Source organism: Serratia sp. PL17, assembly GCF_017832355.1.
Taxonomy (GTDB): domain Bacteria; phylum Pseudomonadota; class Gammaproteobacteria; order Enterobacterales; family Enterobacteriaceae; genus Serratia.
Genome location: NZ_JAFIBY010000006.1, coordinates 172,933 through 190,861, shown reverse-complemented (window position 1 = coordinate 190,861; position 17,929 = coordinate 172,933). Strand labels below are relative to the sequence as shown.

14 protein-coding genes and 1 pseudogene are annotated in these 17,929 nt (G+C 45.3%); 9 read left to right on the top strand and 6 right to left on the bottom strand.

Going from position 1 to position 17,929, the window contains the following annotated elements:
* Nucleotides 1–167: 167 nt before the first annotated feature.
* Together JOE25_RS19250 and JOE25_RS19245 are read right to left on the bottom strand one after the other, a co-directional pair.
* A pseudogene (locus JOE25_RS19250) lies at nt 168–717 on the bottom strand (integrase core domain-containing protein); the annotation flags it as partial.
* Between the two features lie 487 nt (nt 718–1,204).
* Entirely contained in the window at nt 1,205–1,786 is a 582-nt protein-coding gene (locus JOE25_RS19245; RefSeq protein WP_209637957.1) for a tyrosine-type DNA invertase, read from the bottom strand.
* Nucleotides 1,787–3,171: 1,385 nt separating this feature from the next.
* On the opposite strand from JOE25_RS19245, the gene JOE25_RS19240 reads away from it, so the two are divergent.
* The 9 genes from JOE25_RS19240 (at nt 3,172) to JOE25_RS19200 (ending at nt 11,741) form a co-directional block, all read left to right on the top strand.
* Nucleotides 3,172–3,732 carry a tyrosine-type DNA invertase gene (locus JOE25_RS19240; protein ID WP_209637955.1) on the top strand — a complete coding sequence of 187 codons (561 nt, stop codon included), beginning with the start codon at nt 3,172–3,174 and terminating at the stop codon, nt 3,730–3,732.
* Between the two features lie 436 nt (nt 3,733–4,168).
* Entirely contained in the window at nt 4,169–4,717 is a 549-nt protein-coding gene (fimA, locus tag JOE25_RS19235) for a type 1 fimbrial major subunit FimA (protein WP_209637953.1), read from the top strand.
* Between the two features lie 69 nt (nt 4,718–4,786).
* A complete protein-coding gene (locus tag JOE25_RS19230; RefSeq protein WP_209637951.1) occupies nt 4,787–5,326 on the top strand; it encodes a fimbrial protein in 540 nt (179 codons plus the stop codon).
* 106 nt (nt 5,327–5,432) lie between these two features.
* Complete coding sequence (locus JOE25_RS19225) at nt 5,433–6,119, top strand: fimbria/pilus periplasmic chaperone (protein WP_209638135.1); 687 nt, start codon at nt 5,433–5,435, stop codon at nt 6,117–6,119.
* Between the two features lie 87 nt (nt 6,120–6,206).
* On the top strand, nt 6,207–8,837 hold the full coding sequence (locus tag JOE25_RS19220) for a fimbrial biogenesis usher protein (protein ID WP_209637949.1): 2,631 nt from the start codon (nt 6,207–6,209) through the stop codon (nt 8,835–8,837).
* Between the two features lie 22 nt (nt 8,838–8,859).
* Nucleotides 8,860–9,384 carry a fimbrial protein gene (locus JOE25_RS19215; RefSeq protein ID WP_209638133.1) on the top strand — a complete coding sequence of 175 codons (525 nt, stop codon included), beginning with the start codon at nt 8,860–8,862 and terminating at the stop codon, nt 9,382–9,384.
* A 45-nt stretch (nt 9,385–9,429) separates the two neighbouring features.
* Nucleotides 9,430–9,900, top strand: a complete 471-nt coding sequence (locus JOE25_RS19210; protein ID WP_245210016.1) for a fimbrial protein — start codon at nt 9,430–9,432, stop codon at nt 9,898–9,900.
* Nucleotides 9,901–9,918: 18 nt separating this feature from the next.
* Nucleotides 9,919–10,866 (top strand): fimbrial protein, encoded by a 948-nt coding sequence (locus JOE25_RS19205; RefSeq protein ID WP_280921285.1) that lies wholly within the window; start codon nt 9,919–9,921, stop codon nt 10,864–10,866.
* A 173-nt stretch (nt 10,867–11,039) separates the two neighbouring features.
* Nucleotides 11,040–11,741 (top strand): LuxR C-terminal-related transcriptional regulator, encoded by a 702-nt coding sequence (locus tag JOE25_RS19200; RefSeq protein ID WP_209637945.1) that lies wholly within the window; start codon nt 11,040–11,042, stop codon nt 11,739–11,741.
* A gap of 615 nt (nt 11,742–12,356) precedes the next feature.
* Here JOE25_RS19200 and JOE25_RS19195 read toward each other — a convergent pair.
* From JOE25_RS19195 to JOE25_RS19180, 4 genes are read right to left on the bottom strand one after another with little or no spacing between them, the layout of a single operon-like run.
* Nucleotides 12,357–13,223 (bottom strand): hypothetical protein, encoded by an 867-nt coding sequence (locus JOE25_RS19195; protein ID WP_209637943.1) that lies wholly within the window; start codon nt 13,221–13,223, stop codon nt 12,357–12,359.
* A 40-nt stretch (nt 13,224–13,263) separates the two neighbouring features.
* On the bottom strand, nt 13,264–14,019 hold the full coding sequence (locus JOE25_RS19190; RefSeq protein WP_209637941.1) for a molecular chaperone: 756 nt from the start codon (nt 14,017–14,019) through the stop codon (nt 13,264–13,266).
* Nucleotides 14,019–15,359, bottom strand: a complete 1,341-nt coding sequence (locus JOE25_RS19185; protein ID WP_209637939.1) for a fimbrial protein — start codon at nt 15,357–15,359, stop codon at nt 14,019–14,021. Before JOE25_RS19185 ends, JOE25_RS19190 begins: the two co-directional genes overlap by 1 nt.
* Nucleotides 15,360–15,387: 28 nt before the next feature.
* Entirely contained in the window at nt 15,388–17,862 is a 2,475-nt protein-coding gene (locus JOE25_RS19180) for a fimbria/pilus outer membrane usher protein (RefSeq protein WP_245210007.1), read from the bottom strand.
* Between the last annotated feature and the right edge of the window lie 67 nt (nt 17,863–17,929).

The following is a 17,929-nucleotide window of genomic DNA, read 5'->3' as shown; positions in this document are numbered from 1 at the left end:
AGTGATGTGTATAAAGTTTTTATACACAGAATCCACTTATACGCATGCTTCTAACTGATATACAAATTCGCCGCTCCAAACCCCAGGAAAAACCCTACACCCTCAACGACGGCCAAGGCCTGTCCATTCTTATCAAAAACAGACGGCAGTAATTAAGCATTCCTGTTTTAGTTCCACGCACTTTTTGAGATTTCCGGTTTTTCAGCCATCAGCCGGTACTCTTCCGACATCAGGTTGTTCAGGGATTAATGAGGCCACTCGCTGTTATATTCAGTCAGCCAGCGTTCAGTGATTTCTCGAACTTCATTTAGCGTTCTGAACAGGTAAAAATCCAGGATTTCTGTACGGTATGTACAGTTAGAACGTTCGATAAAGGCATTCTGTGTCTTGTTTCCCCGGCTTAATAAAATCCAGCATCACACAATGTTCTTCAGCCCATTGCGCCAGCGTTAGGGATACAAGTTCCGGTCCATTATACATCCGCATTTTCAGTGGATAACCTCGGTTTGCCACCATTCTGTCTAGAAGCAGGACAACACGCTGTGCCGGGATATTCAGGTCAATTTCTATCCCCAGCGTCTCGCGGTTAAAGTCATCCACGACATTGAAGATCCTAAAGCGCCTGCCACACATCAGCGCATCATGCATAAAATCGATGGATCAGTTCTGGTTAAGTGCCTCTGGCATTACCAGAGGGACCGGATTACGTGCGGGCAGACTATATCTGGCGGTGATCATCCACTTCCTCATCTGAAACTTGGTTGATTGGCCAATGAAACCTACCTTTTTGCGGGAACTGGCTTTGAATGCGCTGAATGTGAGTCGATGTGGCAACTGCTGAAATAATAGCGTAGCGGAGTGGTCAATCCCGAGATTTTCGAACAAACCTAGTAGTGCGGACAGGAAATATCTACTGGTATAGGATAAGTCAAGTTGACTACTTTAACTATAAACTATTCATAACAACTATTATCGCTTATGGAATATTCTTTTTTGATAGCAATTAAATGGTTATTGAAAATTCGTGAAAATTAAATGTCTGGTTGGCAGTAAGTCGGTTTTTTAATTTGTCACTAGATTAATCCAATGTGTTAATTAATATAAATAGATCTTATGAGTGAGTCCCCTGTTGGAAAATCACAAACAGGGGGGTAATTTAATAAATAACAATCTTTAATGGTGATTTTATTTAATATTGACAGTGTTACTCTTCAATAATAAAACTTGAGTTCCAAATTCCTAGAAATCTTGCATGGTTACTTGCTGTATATAACACGGTATGATGGATATTCCTATGGCCAAGATAATCTTGTATAAGTCGGGTGTCAGCACCAGTATTAGCCAATGCAAAGCCACATGAGTGTCGTAACATATGAGGATGTAGGGGGATGGAAATCCCTGCCGCTAGACCGTATTTACGTAAAATATTATAAATCTGCTGGCGAGATAAACTCCTGCCTTTCTGCGATAAAAAAAGATTATATAGCTCTTCCCCTCTCCATTCCTTTCTTATGGATAACCATTTTTCTAATAAAGAAATCTCGTTGGGTAAAAGAGGTTGAGAGGTTGTAAGACCATTCTTTAGTCGTCTTACATGAATTACACCATCAGCAAGGTTAATATCAGAAACTCGTAAGTGACAGACTTCACTAACTCTAAGCCCATGAGTGAAACATAAATATATAAGGCATTCATCTCTTTCTGGATATCGTCCGTTTCTTGAAGCCTTCATAAGTTGTATTATCTCATTCTGCGTAAGATACTTTCTTTTCAAAGATGGATTCATAGTGACAAATTCCTGTCATTAACTTATAAAATGCATAATAACTTATGTTAAGACACAGCCATTAGATAATGTCAGGAAGTTGATTGATATGCAAAGTAAATATTGGAACATTCTTGAATTTAAATTTATTGTGTTTTCTTAAGGGTGGCGAATTAATGTTTAATTACAATTTTTCTTGAGTGGTTTAGGTAATGTTTAATGTTGTTCTGAATTTCAAAACTCACTTAATACTATTAAATCCTGTAGTGATTTCATAGTGAGTATAGAAAATTGAGGTATCTATGGGCTATATAAGTTTATTCTCATGGTTGTTTGTTTCCCCACTGATCATAACCGGCTAATGATTAATGTCATTAACATGAGATGAGTATGAGTTGTATGGTTGACAATGGTATCTCTAAACATAGGCATGTCTATTGGTAACATCATCACTCTATAGTCTTATAAAATTGATTGTATCTAGTAAATATTTTAGTGAGATAATCAACTAACCGTATAATCGCTTTCTGCAATTATATGTATAATTAATGTAAATTTAAGTGTATGCATCCTGTTTTTGCAATGGTTTATTATAAATAAATTTTATTTAAGGTTGATTTTAATATCTGGTTAATTAAATTTTTATAAAATTATAATTATATTTCAATGTGTTTTTTTAATTAAAAATAATTCCCTTAAAAAATCAATAATTAGTTATTTTATTTAATGGTATGGAAGGGGTTTATCTTGTTGCGCTATGACTAAGGCTGAATGATTTTTTGAGTGTAAATATCGGATGCTAGTGAATTTTTCACTTTTATAAAGGCAACTATAATTTCTTGAAGGTTTTCTTGGTGTTTATATTTAATTGTTTAACTAAGTGTGCCGGGTATATTATTTTTTGAGGTTGAATAATTGCCCATGCCCTTTGGTTTTTTAATTGTGTTCGAATCATAATTATCTATAAATCACTGTATTTGTTGATATTATTTGTCTTGGTTTGCTTTTTTATGCATGATTATATGCTATAAAGTACTTATCTGAGTGTAGTCTGTTACATACGCATAGTTGACTTAAGTTCTGAGTGTGAGCCCACAACGCTACCAAGAACAGTTGGTTCACACTACTTAGAGTGGAATATTATTAAAATAGCCTCCTGTCGTTGCTTTTCAAATCAGGAAGACTGTAGGACCTATTTATCAGTTTATTAACAAACATAGTTCCGTCTGACGGAAGATGAAGGTATGTGTATAAGAAATTAATTCTGTTAATGTGTGAATTTCTTGTTACGTTAAGGCGTATTGCACTACCAATCCTTTCTTGAGAGTATAATTACACTAAGTGAAATATTAACATTTCTCTTTTTTATAACAAATGTTCAAAATAGATACTAGTTGGAGCACTCCTTGAATAAACGAAAATACCTTACTAATGAAGAAATAAAGCTTGTATTGCACGCATCTCGCAATGGGACTTATCCGAGAAGAGATGAGTGTTTTATAAAGATGTGTTTTATCCATGGTTTTCGCGTGAGTGAGCTGTGCAATCTGACATTCTCTGATATCAATCTGGAAGATGGGATAGTACACGTTAATAGGTTGAAAAATGGGCTGAAAACTACGCATCCTTTACTTAAATCAGAGATTATTCTTCTACGAAAATGGATTAAAGAACGTTTAACATGGCGTGATGCTGATACACCTTGGGTTTTCCTGTCACGAAAAGGGGGACCATTATCTCGTCAGCAAGTTTACCAACTGTTGAGGCTATATGGCATACAGGCTGGAATTCCTGTGTCCCTTAGTCCACATATGTTACGTCACTCATGTGGATACGCTTTAGCAAACAAAGGGGCCGATACTCGCTTGATCCAAGACTATCTTGGTCACAGAAACATACAGCACACAGTTTTATATACTTCGAGTAATGCAGCGAGATTTATAGGGGTATGGCAAAGAAAAACATAAAGAAATAGGTCAAAATGAGCCAAACTGTAAATATACTTATCTAAAGTTCAATCTGCGTCAATTAAAAAATTCGTAAATAAAAAATTCCTTTGTTATCAAATTTTTGTAAATCCAATAGTAAAGTCAGCTCTGATTTTAGCTCATAGCCGCACTGACAACCCCATTTCTACCTTACGTTCATGCACCAGAACAATAGAATCATTCAACCATTATTAATTCATTTTTCAGTGATTAACTCCGACGATTACCAATGCTTTGATTCATTTCAGAGTATATGACTTAACTAGTCATTTTGGCTCATTTTGACCACTTTGGACATCGCAAAAACGGCAAGCCGTTCTTCACTTAGGCAGTGTTTTAACGAGTTCATGGGGATTGTGAGTCAACGCGTTATGCCAATTAATGGCAATTTACTAAAGACATGGAGTTTGAACCTATGCGTAAGATTCGTCTCATCAATACCCTGATCGCGGCCTCACTGCTCACTGCAGGCATTACTCATGCAGCAACAACTACCGTCAATGGCGGCACTGTACACTTTAAGGGTGAAGTCGTTAACGCGGCTTGTGCTGTTGATGCTGGTTCTGTTGACCAGACCGTACAGTTGGGTCAGGTGAAAACTGCGACCTTGAGCGAAAAAGGTAAAACTAGCTCTTCAGTGGGTTTCAACATTCAACTGAACGATTGTGACACGACTGTGGCCACCAAAGCTGCTATCGCCTTCTCAGGCGTGGCCGTAGCTGGAGACAACCCAACCGCACTGGCTCTTGAAAGCTCTTCTGCGGGCGGCGCTACTAACGTAGGCGTTCAGGTTCTGGATAGCGCAGGAAAAGCCTTGGCATTTGACGGTGCAACTTTCAGCACTGCTGCCACCCTGACTGATGGTACGAACACTTTGCCATTCCAGGCTCGCTATATCGCGACCGGTGTGGCGACAGCTGGTACCGCCAACGCTAACGCCAATTTCAAAGTTCAGTACGAGTAATTCTGGTCTGCAAGGATGCATTCTCAGGCCAGGATGGCCTGTTTTAAGTGATCGAGGAGGGATAACGCGATGCTAAAAAACAGACTGGGACTCTTTCTTATGTTTCTGGCACCTTTGTCTATCGCAGGTAACAAGTGGAACGTCACTCTCCCAGGTGGTCAGATGCGTTTCCAAGGTGAGCTTATAGCTGAGGCTTGCACGGTTGAGGCAGGAGACAGGCAAATGACTGTCCGGATGGGGCAAGTCAGCAGCAATCGATTCAGGGCAGCAGGTGACGACGCAGCTCCGGTCTCATTCGCCCTGCACCTCCAGGATTGTAATCCAAATGTCAGTGACCGAGTCGGTATCGTCTTTCATGGGATTGCTGATGGCAAAAACCCTGATGTGCTCTCTGTTGGTGAGGGGGAAGGTATTGCTTCAGGCATTGGCGTAGCCCTTTTCGATGACACCGGAAAGATTATACCTATCAATTCTGAACCCCAGGCTTGGAGGCCACTAACCAAGGGACCCCGTGTCCTGCAGTTTGTTGCCAAATACCGGGCTACCGGAAATTCCGTTACCGGTGGTTTAGCCAACGCACAGGCCTGGTTTTCTCTGACGTACCAATAGAATTCTTTATCGTGCGTTTTCACGCTTATCCGTTAGAGATAAGTGCTCTCGCAGAATGATGAGACGGCGGCTATCCGCCCAAGAGGTTAACGTGACAAAAATTAATATGACCGGAAAAGTCATGGGAACACTGCTGGCCTTGGCAGTGATTATATGCACCAGCCGTGCGGAGGCGGGTGTGGCTCTTGGTGCAACACGCGTTATTTATCCGGCTGGACAGAAGCAAGTTACACTAGGTGTCAGCAACAATAATGAAAAGGACACTTTTCTGATTCAATCTTGGGTTGAGAGTAATGACGGTCAAAAAGAGGCTCGTTTCGTCATAACACCCCCGTTGTTTGTCATGCAAGGTAAGAAAGAAAATACGTTACGTATTATTGATGCTACAAATAACGCCTTGCCAAAAGACAAAGAAAGTCTTTTTTGGGTGAATGTTAAAGCTATTCCCTCATTAGATAAAAATCAACAAAAAGAGAATACTCTACAACTGGCGATAACGAGCCGTATAAAATTATTCTATCGTCCGGGAAACCTTAGTGTTGCACCTGATCAAGCACCAAGTAAATTAACATTCAATAAGAGTGGAGGTTCGTTAGTGATTAATAATCCCACACCTTACTTTTTGACTGTCACGGAATTGAATTCAGGTTCCCGTATATTGGCTAATACCATGGTCCCGCCAATGGGGAATGCGAAAGTTAAAATTCCAAATGATGCAGGTAGTGATATAACTTATCGTACAATTAACGATTACGGTGCTCTGACTGCAGTGATGAAAGGCACCATGCAGTAACTATCTCGATATTTATATTGGGAAAATGGATTTCAATAACGCAGGTAAACATAAAGCCGGCATGGATAATTGCGTGCAGGAGGGACTATGTCATACCTGGATTATGGAGCAGGCACGGATAATATGACCAAACACAGCATCCGGGAATTGGCCCTTAAAAAAGCAATGCTAACGCCGCTGACATTGCTTTTTATAGCATCGACATTTTCTGCTCGTGCAGATAATTACTTCAACCCCCGGTTTCTGTCTGATGACCCGGAGTCGGTTGCCGATTTGTCCGGTTTCGAGAAGGGACTGGAAGCTCCACCTGGCACTTACCGTGTAGACATCTATATGAATGATGGCTATATGACAACTCGTGATGTCACTTTCGAAAAAAGCGATGATGGGAAAAGGTTAGAGCCATGCTTGACGCGTTCTCAGTTATCATCGCTGGGTGTCAATATATTAACCTTGCCAAATATTGCTCTTATGAAGAGTACAGCGTGTGTGCCATTTACAAGGCTTATTACCGACGCCTCAAGCTCATTCGAAGTTGGACGTCAGCGCCTATCTATAAGTATACCTCAGGCTTTCATGGGTAGCAAAGCACGTGGCTATATTTCCCCCGAACTTTGGGATAATGGTATTACGGCTGGCTTGCTCAACTATAACTATACTGGCAGTGAAGTACGGAGCAATAATAATGGTGATACACGCAACTATTCGTACCTCAATTTACAGTCTGGCTTAAATCTGGGGGCATGGCGACTACGTGATAACACAACCTGGAGTTACAGCAGCGGTACGGGGTATAACGAAAACCGTTGGCAACACGTCAATACCTGGCTGGAACGTGACATCGTAAATTGGCGCAGCCGACTGACGATTGGTGACGGTTACACGACAGGAGATATCTTTGAAGGAATTAATTTCCGCGGTATTCAAGTGGCTTCCGACGATAATATGCTTCCTGACAGCCAGCGCGGTTTCGCGCCAGTTATCCATGGAATAGCGCGGGGCACTGCGCGTGTATCGATAAAACAAAATGGCTATGAGATTTATCAAACCACTGTATCACCTGGCGCATTCACCATTGGTGATCTATATGCAGCAGGAAATAGTGGTGACTTACAGGTTACGGTGAAAGAAGCGGATGGTTCCGCTCAAGTCTTTACCGTGCCCTTCTCGTCTGTACCTATGTTACAGCGTGAAGGCCAGGTGAATTACGCGGTAACTGCAGGTCAATATCGTAGCGGTAATACGCAGCAAAATAAGCCTGAGTTCTTTCAAGGTACTGCTTTTTGGGGTCTACCTGAGGGTTGGACAGTTTATGGTGGTACACGTGTGTCAAATGATTATCGCTCCTTTAACCTTGGTCTGGGAAAAAATCTCGGTTATCTCGGCGCTGTATCTGCGGACCTCACCCAGGCTAATGCTACTTTGCCTGATAGTAGTAAGCATCAAGGACAATCACTACGTTTCCTTTATAACAAATCCCTAAATGAGTTGGGCACCAATTTCCAACTAGTCGGATATCGTTATTCAACGCAAGGTTTTTATTCTCTGGCTGATACGGCGTGGAACCGTATGAGCGGATATACCGTCATCAGTGAAGACGGTATTGTGAATATAAAGCCGAAGCTTACTGATTACTACAACCTGAATTACAGTAAGAGAGGACGGCTGCAGGCGACAGTAACGCAGCAAGTGGGGCGCACTTCTACGCTGTATTTGACTGGTAGCCACCAAAACTACTGGAATACAGGACGCTCGGATGAGCAGCTTCAGGTGGGCTATAACAGCACCATACAGGATATTAGTTGGAGCCTAAGTTACAGTCTCTCCAAAAATGCCTGGGCTGAAGCTAAAGATCAATTACTCGCGTTCAACATCAATATTCCGTTAAGTCATTGGATGCGTTCAGATACCCGGTCCGCGTTCAGGAACGCCAATGCAAGTTATAACACTTCCACTGATTTCAAGGGCCGCACGACAAACACTGCGGGGCTTTATGGGACATTGCTTGAGGATAATAACCTCAGTTATAGCGTACAGACTGGTTATGCCCGTGGGGGCGTCGGCAATTCCGGCGCAACTGGCAATACAGCTCTTAATTACCGAGGAGCTTACGGTAATGCCAATGTCGGATATAGCCACAGCGGTGATTATAAACAAGTGTATTACGGCGTCAGTGGCGGCGTTTTAGCTCATGAGGATGGTGTCACTCTCAGTCAACCGCTAAACGACACTATGGTACTGATAAAGGCTCCCGGGGCGAAGAACGTTTCTGTTGAGAATCAGACCGGAGTTCGAACTGACTGGAGAGGTTATGCCGTTCTCCCGTACGCCATGGACTATCGTGAAAATCGGATATCACTCAATACCGATACTCTGGCGAATAATGTTGAGCTTGAAGAGCCAGTGCTAAGTGTAGTGCCTACGCGTGGAGCCGTAGTTCGTGCAGCCTTCAAGGCTCGTGTCGGCTTGAAGGTCCTAATGACGCTAACAAGTAACGGTAAGCCTGTTCCATTCGGTTCCGTCGTCTCGTACGGCGATGGTCAGTCAGGCAGCATTGTTGCTGACGGTGGCCAAGTTTATCTGACTGGTCTCTCCCCAAAGGGGACTGTAAAAGCGAAATGGGGCAATGGGGCAACTGAGAATTGTACAGCGATTTATGAATTGCCGACTGACAGTCAGAAGCAGGCTCTGAGTTATGCCTCAGCCATTTGCCAGTGATAAAGCAGGAGATGATGAATCAATGAGAAAATACCTTCCAATTCTGTGCCTGCTTCCGTTTTTCGTATCGAACTCCCATGGCGCGGACAGTACGATCACCATTACAGGTTACCTAAAAGACAATGCTTGCTCAGTTTCGGTGGATTCTCAAGACTTTACCGTAGATTTGATGAGTAATGCAGCCAAACAACTTTATCGCGTAGGATCCGTCACTCTTGCCGTCCCATTCAAGATTGTTTTCGATAAATGTGGAGGTTCGGCAACAGCAGTAAGAGTGGGATATGTGGGGCCTTCAGACGGGGACAATACAACTCTGCTTAAGATCGATACTGGAAATAATGCGGCACGCGGTATGGGAATACAAATATTGGACAAAGATAAGAATCCTATTCCATTGAACGCCGCTCAAGCGTCTCTTAACTGGACTTCATTAACGCCAGGCCAGTCCAATACCCTAGGTTTTTATGCACGCCTGATGGCAACACGTTCCCCCGTAACTGCGGGAACCGTAACTGCGATGGCTAATTTCACCTTGGAATTTGAGTAAAGGAGCCTGACGATAATGAATATAAAGAAAGTCCTTCTGACGGGGATGCTGCTTATTAATGGGGCATTGAGTGCTTATGCTGCTGACGTAACTATTACGATAAACGGGCGCGTTGTAGCCAAGCCCTGCACTGTATCAACTCCATCCGCGGCGGTAGATTTGGGCGATCTGTTTACCTTCAATTATGCGCAGGCAGGGGCTGGATCACCATGGCATCCAGTCACGCTGAATTTGACGAACTGCCCTATAGGCACGTCAAGAGTGACTGCGACTTTTACGGGAACAACGGATAGCACCGGTTATTACAAAAACCAAGGTGGAGCCACCAACCTTCAACTGGAACTCCAAGACACAAGTGGAAATAATCTGAATAATGGCAAAACAAAAGCAGTTCAGGTTAATGACTCGAATCAGTCCGCAATTCTTCCTTTGCAGGTTCGTGCACTATCAGTCAATGGCAACGCAAAGCAAGGCAGTATCCAGGCCGTAATTAATGTCACGTATACATATGCCTAATTTTCAAGGGGCCCAGAAATGAAACTTGCTTCTAAAGCAAAAAGCATGCTCAAAAGAAAAGACTTAGTGGTATTAATTTCATCATGTTTACTGATGGCTTATTCATCGTCTTCCTTAGCATTTACTTGTAAAATCAATTCTACTGGTCAGATTGTCGGGGCCGGTTCGGCGAACGTTTATGTTAATCTTACTCCGTCTATAGGGGTGGGGCAGAATCTAATTGTAGATCTGTCGAGTGAAATCCTGTGCAAAAATGATTCAACTCCGCCTAATATAGATACTGACTATGTGAAATTGACTGGTGGTTCGGCATATGGGGGCGCGTTAGAAAACTTCAATGGTACTGTTTATTGGAACAGGAATTCTTACCCTATGCCACTAAACACTGATACAGAAAACGTTGTTATAACTCAAACTTACTACCAAGGATTACCTTTCCGTCTTTACCTGACCCCTCTGGGGGCAGCTGGAGGCAAGGCGATTCAGTCAGGAGAGTTAATAGCTGTTATGAAAATGTATAAAATAGCTACTTTTGGTGGAGGTTATCCAAAAAATTTCACGTGGAATATTTATGCTAATAATAATGTGATAATTCCCACTGGTGGTTGCGATGTCTCATCTAGGAATGTGACTGTAACACTCCCTGACTATCCAGGTACCGCTGCTATACCATTGACCGCTCGCTGTGCCCAGAATCAACAGTTGGCCTATTACCTAACTGGCTCAACTACCGACACAGGTAATACTATTTTTTCAAATACATCATCCTCAAATTCGGCTACAGGCGTGGGTGTGCAACTTTCTAATCGTACCGGAATTATAGCCACGAATAAAAATATTTCTTTGGGTACTGTTGGTTCAAGCCCTGTAAGTCTAGGACTCACAGCTAGCTATGCAAGAACCAGTGGGCAAGTTGTAGCGGGAAATGTTCAATCCATTGTTGGGGTGACATTTGTTTATCAATAGCCCTTAAAAGGAATCTCTATTTTTTATCCCATATCTATATTTTATAAAGTATTTATTGATATTAAACCAATGCATGTCAATGGTTTTTTTCAGTTTTCCATAATGACACCTCATTTTAAAAAATATAAGGTTGTTTTTATTTTAAGAATAAAATTGCTATCTAGGTGAGGCTCATGGGAAGTAAAGAAAAGATAAAGATTATCGTTATGGATCCTGTGCAGGTTTATCGGGATAGCATAATTAATGTTCTAGAAAAATATTTTAACACAATGATTAATATTGTGGGTGTTGCTAAGGATGTTTCAGAGTTAATCCGCATCACAGTAAATGATGGTCCGGCAGATATTTACGTGATGGAAGTTTATGGAAAGTATGAAAGCTATAGAAGTTGGGGGCACTTTACGGATTTCATCGCTTTAAACTCCCCCTCATCGTACTGCTTGGTTTGGTCATCAAAACCCACTATGTTTATTAGGAAATTCAGCAATGAATGTCTAGCAATACGGCCGTGGCAATTACATAAGAAAATCAGCCTGGAAAGGTTCTTAAGATTTTTCTTGTTATTAATTGATAATAAATTAATTTCTGCACCAAGCACACATCTGTGTATTGGTCCTCCCATATCAAACCTGACCCAAAGTGAGGTCATTGTTCTTTCAAGTCTGCTTGAGGGAGATAGTATTACTTGTTTGTCAAAAAGAAATAGATTAAATTATAAAACAATTAGTTCACACAAAAGAAACGCTATGAGTAAAATGCGTATATCAACTACAGCTCAGCTGTACGGTTTGTTTATTGGTGGACATATGAAAATAGGAAGGGAGCAGGTCGATTTACCTATAGAAGGTTTTATTTACGAACCGATTTGCATTTAAGTGTTAATTGGTTTTCGTGAATTTTTATAAAATAGATAGACTTTGGATGTAATATATTTAAAGTGTGATTGCATTTTATGCAAGTAAATGGATTGTTATTAAGTAAGGAATGCGGTAATATTTTGTTTTATCGAGTGTGATCATAATCTTTGGCACCGTCCTTGTGCCTTGGGAGATCTTTTCCCGGAACAATATGAAACCAGCGCCTCACTTAGCCCTGTGTGAACAGAATGCTTTCTGACGCTGTTCACTCTTAAATGAACTGTTATGCATAGCTTGATATAGCCACTAATGCCATAGTCCCATGGTCTATAATAATAAATTTTTAAAGCGATTACTGTGAGCTTTTTTTCTTCCAATGCTAATTTTAAGATGTTGAGTAAAAATTCTTCTTGACGATATTTATGTATATAGTGAGCTGCGAAGTGTACTGGAAGTGGCGCATTGTAAAATATCAAAAATGCCTAAGATCTTATCTCTAGCCTCAATATCTGCTTGGAGTACAGTATTATCATCATTTTTGCCTAAGAGGGGCCTTGGCTGCGGGTTGAATGATAGCCCAGTTGATTTTCGTTCGACCGTGGTTATTTACTCACTATTAATGAAACATCTATGTTATTTATCTTTTAACGCGTACTGATTGTTTTCTACATTTTCAAGTCCAAATTCGATCATCGAAAAATATAAACTTAAATAACGCTCTGCCATGATGAAGAACGATCTATTAAGTTCGATGACGACATTATTTATAGTCGACAGCAAGCCTGATTTTTCCGCCGTTTTCAGTATTCGATTGATATGAGCACGCGATACGGAACAGCATTTAGCGATTTTGGCGGAAGAGAGAAGAAGCAATGGTGAATCCTGCTTGATACTTTCAATAAATAGCATCAACAGTATCATGTGGCCAGCATCTTTGCTGATGAATAATTCGGATTGCGGTACCAAATCGATCAGATAGATTTCTTTGAGCATAAATTGGCCATAGGCAGCGAAAAAATCGGGTATAAAACCAGGGTTCTCGAGCAATGCCACTATAGGCATCTTTGGTGTCAACATCTGATAAGGTAATGCTATTGAGGCGATGAGTGCTTGTGTTTCAAACAATGCATGGAGCGTTGGCTTGTAACACATTAGGCGCCTGTCTCGGTCGCAGGGTTTAATCTCCAATCTACGCCCCACCCGCAAAAAGAAAAGGAAGGAGTCCAGGGAACTTTCGCTGATAATATTTTTTCCTTTGAAGAATTTTTTTATATCTTTCAAGCTGGCATTACTCTGAAGATAATAAATAGATAGTATGGTTGAGCAAACAATAAATCGACTGTTTCTGAAGATGATCTTATAAAACAGCGGATGTTTCTTGTAAGTATCCTTCAGTAATTCGCCATGCTTGACGATTGCTGCGTGAAAATTTTGTGAGTTCCTTATTTTTTTTGCCTGATTCTCCATCTGGAACTGTAATTGAAATCTGCTTAGACTCATTTTTCTATTTCCTGTAATTAAAAACTTATTGCTTTTATATTTATTTATTTGCTGAGTATGATTTAGAGACTTGCTGGCCTTGATCATTAATGATGGTTGTCTGGACTGTGACTTGGGAAGGGATGTCGAGCTCGGCAATATTGTTGAGCTGATAATCTCGGATGCTGAATGGTGCGGTCATCATGTCACTTTCTTGCCGTATCAGGTAATCGCGATTACCTATTTGAACGGACAGGCGTGAGAAAGAAAGGTAAAAGGCCGAACTGTTGTTGCAGCGCAGCAAGTAACCATTCGGCGATGTCGTTAGCGTAAACGAAGCGGCTTCGGCTGCGTTGTTGGCTTTACCCTTTAGCGTTTTCGGCCGGTAGAAAATTTTCATCTGCGTGTTCATCGCCAACGTCACGCGCGACGTCAATGGCGGTGTAGCAGGCCAATTAGGTGGGATTTCATACAGATTGAGCCAATACACTGACTCCCTTCCGGCAGGCATGGTTTCACCGGAAAAAATTATTCTTAGCCCTTTCAACGCCTTTGGCTGCATGGCGAATACGCTGGGCAGTGTGATAAAGGGGGCGTTAGATAGTTCAGGTGCGGCGTTGACATCTCCGTTGTCGACCCAAGTTTGAGCCACAATCGGATAGTCGTTGGTATTGAGCAACATCAAGGTCTTTTCCGTATCTCCCTCGTGGAAAATCACCCGGGTGGCGGAAGCGATGATGCCCGCCTGCGCATCCATTGCCGCCAGCGCCAGCGCCAGCAACAGCGTGCATCCTATTGTCAGAAATTTATTTCTCATTATTGCACCTTAACCCAGACGTAGGCCTTGGCGTCCACTTTGCCGGCGGTGACAGTTTGCCCGGGCAGCCGGGCAAGCGTGGCGGTGAGCTGGGTGGTGTAGTGTGTGAAACCTGCCGCCGTGCTGCCACCGCTGTTGGTGCCGCTGAGTACCGGATACCAGCCAGCGTTGCTGCCCAGTGGGCATTGCCCTGCATTGCAGCGGGCCCACCCGACGAAGTTCATCGGTGCGCCGTTGCCAGCGTTAGAGAGCGCGATGCCAACACCGGTGGCGACACTACTGTCTGCGCCGTAGCCGCTTGATAGCAGGTAACTCACACCGCCGTTGGCGCTGACCAGGCCGAGTTGCTGTGCGGCCACATAGCTTTCATATGGGACCTGCAAGCCAAGGGCTGTATTGTTGATGTTGACGCCGGAAACGGCGGCGTTATCGCACTCTATATTGATAGTGAACTGCGCCTGAGAGGTTTGCCCTGCGGTCAGTTGGCTGACTGATATGGTCGGTAGAATCACCAACGGTGTGACGTTGCGCGCCACACAGGTAGCGGTATAGGTAAGTGTGGAGATAGGCGAGGTGCCCATGCCTATCGCGTTCCAACGTCCGGTACCCCAGGTTGAGTAGTTGGTGGCGGAGTCACTGCCGATAGGGTCTGAGGGGATACCAGGCCCTTGAAAGGTGACATAGCCGTTTGGCTGGGTGCAGGTATAGTTTGAGTTGCCGTTAGTCGATGCCATCCCATCCAGTGGATTGCTGGCGTTGTAACCGCAGTAGTTGCTGGCACCCGCGCCTGGCAATGAACTGATCCGAATCAGATCGGCGCGGATGGTGCTGAAATCTTTCACCCTGACCTGAATTTTGTTGCCGACGGACGCGTAGCGCGTAATTGGTGCAGATTGCCAGTACCGGGTAAAAATCTTGCCGGAGTCCAGGTGGGTCAAGCGTATGCCGACGTAGGGAAAGTAGGTGGCATAATAGTTGGGATTACCGTCCTGCGCACCCAGATCGTAATAACCGCCGACACGATCGTCGCCGTTGGTGGCGAAGACTTCATAGATCTGCCCGGCGTCACTTGCGTCGCACTCATACAGCACCTTATTGGGATCGGGATAACGTGTGCCAGACGTTAGATTGAACACGCTGGTGCTCAGTGGCGTTCCGACGGGCTGCAGATAGGTGCTGGTCAGGTTTACCCGGCCCAGCGCCGTGCCTACGCCGCACGGATCGCAGCCGGAATCGACCCAGGGGGCGACCCGAGTGCATTGCGCCAGCGCAGTGGCTGTACCGAGCAGCGACACGGTGAATAGTGCCGGGCCGGCGACAAAATAAGAAATGCGTTTCATCGTTTCTCCTGATGATAAGTTGAATAGATTAGCGGCAACGGGCGTTGAGTCGCTGAATCGGCCTGTCTTCAGTTTCAGGCAGTTGATAGCGCAATTTGCACTGCTGATTGGGCGCATCGCCCCAGTTCAGCGTCAGCTCGCTTGCGGTTTGGTCGCTGCGCAGATAAATCTGATTAGCTTGGCCGACCATGCCCACGCTTTTGCCTGTCGGATCGAAAACGTTGGCGCCCATGGGGATCGGCGCATTGTCGGGCCGCTGCGCGGTGATCAGCAGCGCCTGGCCGCGTACGGTGTTAAACCGCAAGCGAACCGTTGCGCCGGCATAAGGTGCCACGCGCCGCTGACCATCTTCTAGCTCCGTTTTATCGTTCATGCCCTCGGGATTCAGTGCGATGGTGTTGTAGTGATAGGGCACCAGTGCAGGCGCCAGGGCATAACCGAAGCGGTCTACGCGTGCGCCCTGACCGTCCATCACTAATGCACCGCTGGCGCCTGGTGCATCGATCAGGGCAAAGGTGTCGCCAACATACGGGCCTAGAGTCACGCCACCACGATGCCCCACCACTGCGCCTTGCAGCGATAGGGAACCCTGCCGGTACTGACGGGCTGCAGATAACGATCCGGTGACGTTGGTGTAAGGCAGGCGGGTTTGCAGGTTCCCCCCCCAAACGCTTTGTCTTCGGTTGTCGTCGGTGGTGAAGTTCAGGCCGTAACTTACCGGTTGCTGTTCACCAACGCTGCCTGACAGTGCAGTCTGGTAGTTACCTCCCTGCCCCTGGCTATGGTTGGCCAGCAGAGAGACACTGGGGGCAGATGATGAACGCCCGATCGGGAAGCTGAGCGAGAAAGCGGTCACTGTTTGCGCGCTCTGCGCGAGCGGGGCGCTGTAAACGTTATCCTGCGGCCCGTAACCACGATAATTGTCGTCGCCGACGCGGTACCCCAAGTTGCGGGTGCGGGTGATGGAGAGGTTGAGTGCCACGCCGTTACCGAAGGTTTTCCCCCAGCCCAGTTGGAGCTGATTGTCACGGCCGCGTTGATCGCGATAGTCCTGAGTGGAGCCAGACACCGTCAAGCTACCCAACATATCCATGCCTTGGTTGATGGCGACCTCGAAGCGGGAACGCTGGCGGTAGGAGTCGGACTGCCAGCGCTGGCTTATGACGGCGGCACGCCGCACGCCGAGTACGTCGCTGAGATCGCGAAAGCCTTCGGTGGAGTAGCGGTAACCTGCGATGGACAAGGTGGTGTCGGTCGGACTGAAGGTTCTACTGTAAGAGAGGTGCAGCATCCAGCCAGACGTGCCGCCCTCGGGCAGGCTGGCGTGCGAATAGGTGGTGTCCATGCCGAACGCGCCAAGCCAACTGCTGTAAACGCCGCCCAACAGTATCGCCTGATAGCCGTCCGATAACTGGTTACCGAGGTTGAATGTCAATTCGTTGGTCAATCCATGCTGCCATGTGACTTCGCTGAACAGATCGTTATCGCCGACGTATCGGGAGCGTCCGACGGTGGCTGAATACCGGGACTGACCAGGGCGTATAGATTCAGGCACGGCGGCGAATGGGACAGTGAAGGTAGTGACGCTGCCGTCCGCTTCGGTCACCATTACAGTGAGATCGCCAGCGTAGTTGGTGGCATACAGATCGTTAATTGCAAACGGCCCTGGCGCTACGGTGGTTTCATACAGCGTGCTTTTTCCCTGTAGTACCGTCACTCGGGCGTTGCTTTTTGCTACACCGCGAACCACTGGCGCGTAGCCACGCTGCGAATCTGCAAGCATACGGTCGTCGGAACTCAACTGAACACCACGAAACCCCAGACCGGAGAAAAAGTGCCCGTCGGTAAAACCTTCCCCAAGCAACATTTCGCTGCGCCACGGCAAGATAGCGCGCTGTATGTAGCGACGGCTAGTATCCAGATGTCCGCCGAACTCGTGATCGTAGCGGTAGCTGGATTGTTGGCGATAGCGCCATAGCCCGAGGGCAAAACCGCCGTTCAGGTTGGCGTAGGTCGAGTCAAGATTGCGGGTCTGGCCTTGGCGATAGCTGACGTGGTACTGGTTGAGGTTGTAATTGATGAAGGCCATCGATTCGCCGCTGTCCAGGCTAGCGGGATTGACGCTACCACGCGGGCTGCCGTTCAACAAAGCTTGTGGAATACTCAGATCCAGATGCAGTTGCGAAATATCGGTGTTCACTGCGATATCTTTGAGATCCCGGCCGGGCAACAGGCAGGCAGTTCCCGTCGTCGCCGGCGGATTTTTAAGCCCGAAGCGTGCCAGCTGTCGTTGATCGAAGCAGGGTAACACCTGTTTTCCTTCGCGCACGAAGCGGATTTGGTCACGTTCGAGAAACTGGCCGTTGAGGTAGAGATCGAGCTGATAACTTCCGGGCGTGACGACATCCTGCTGGTTGAACTGGCTCAAGGCGCTATTACTCAGTACGCTGCCGCGCAGCAGTGTTGGATCAAAAGCGTATTTGTCGGCGGTGGCGTAGCTCATTGGCAGCGCAAGGAACGCGCAACACCAACGCGAGGGAAAAAAAACCGTCTTATGGACATCGAACATG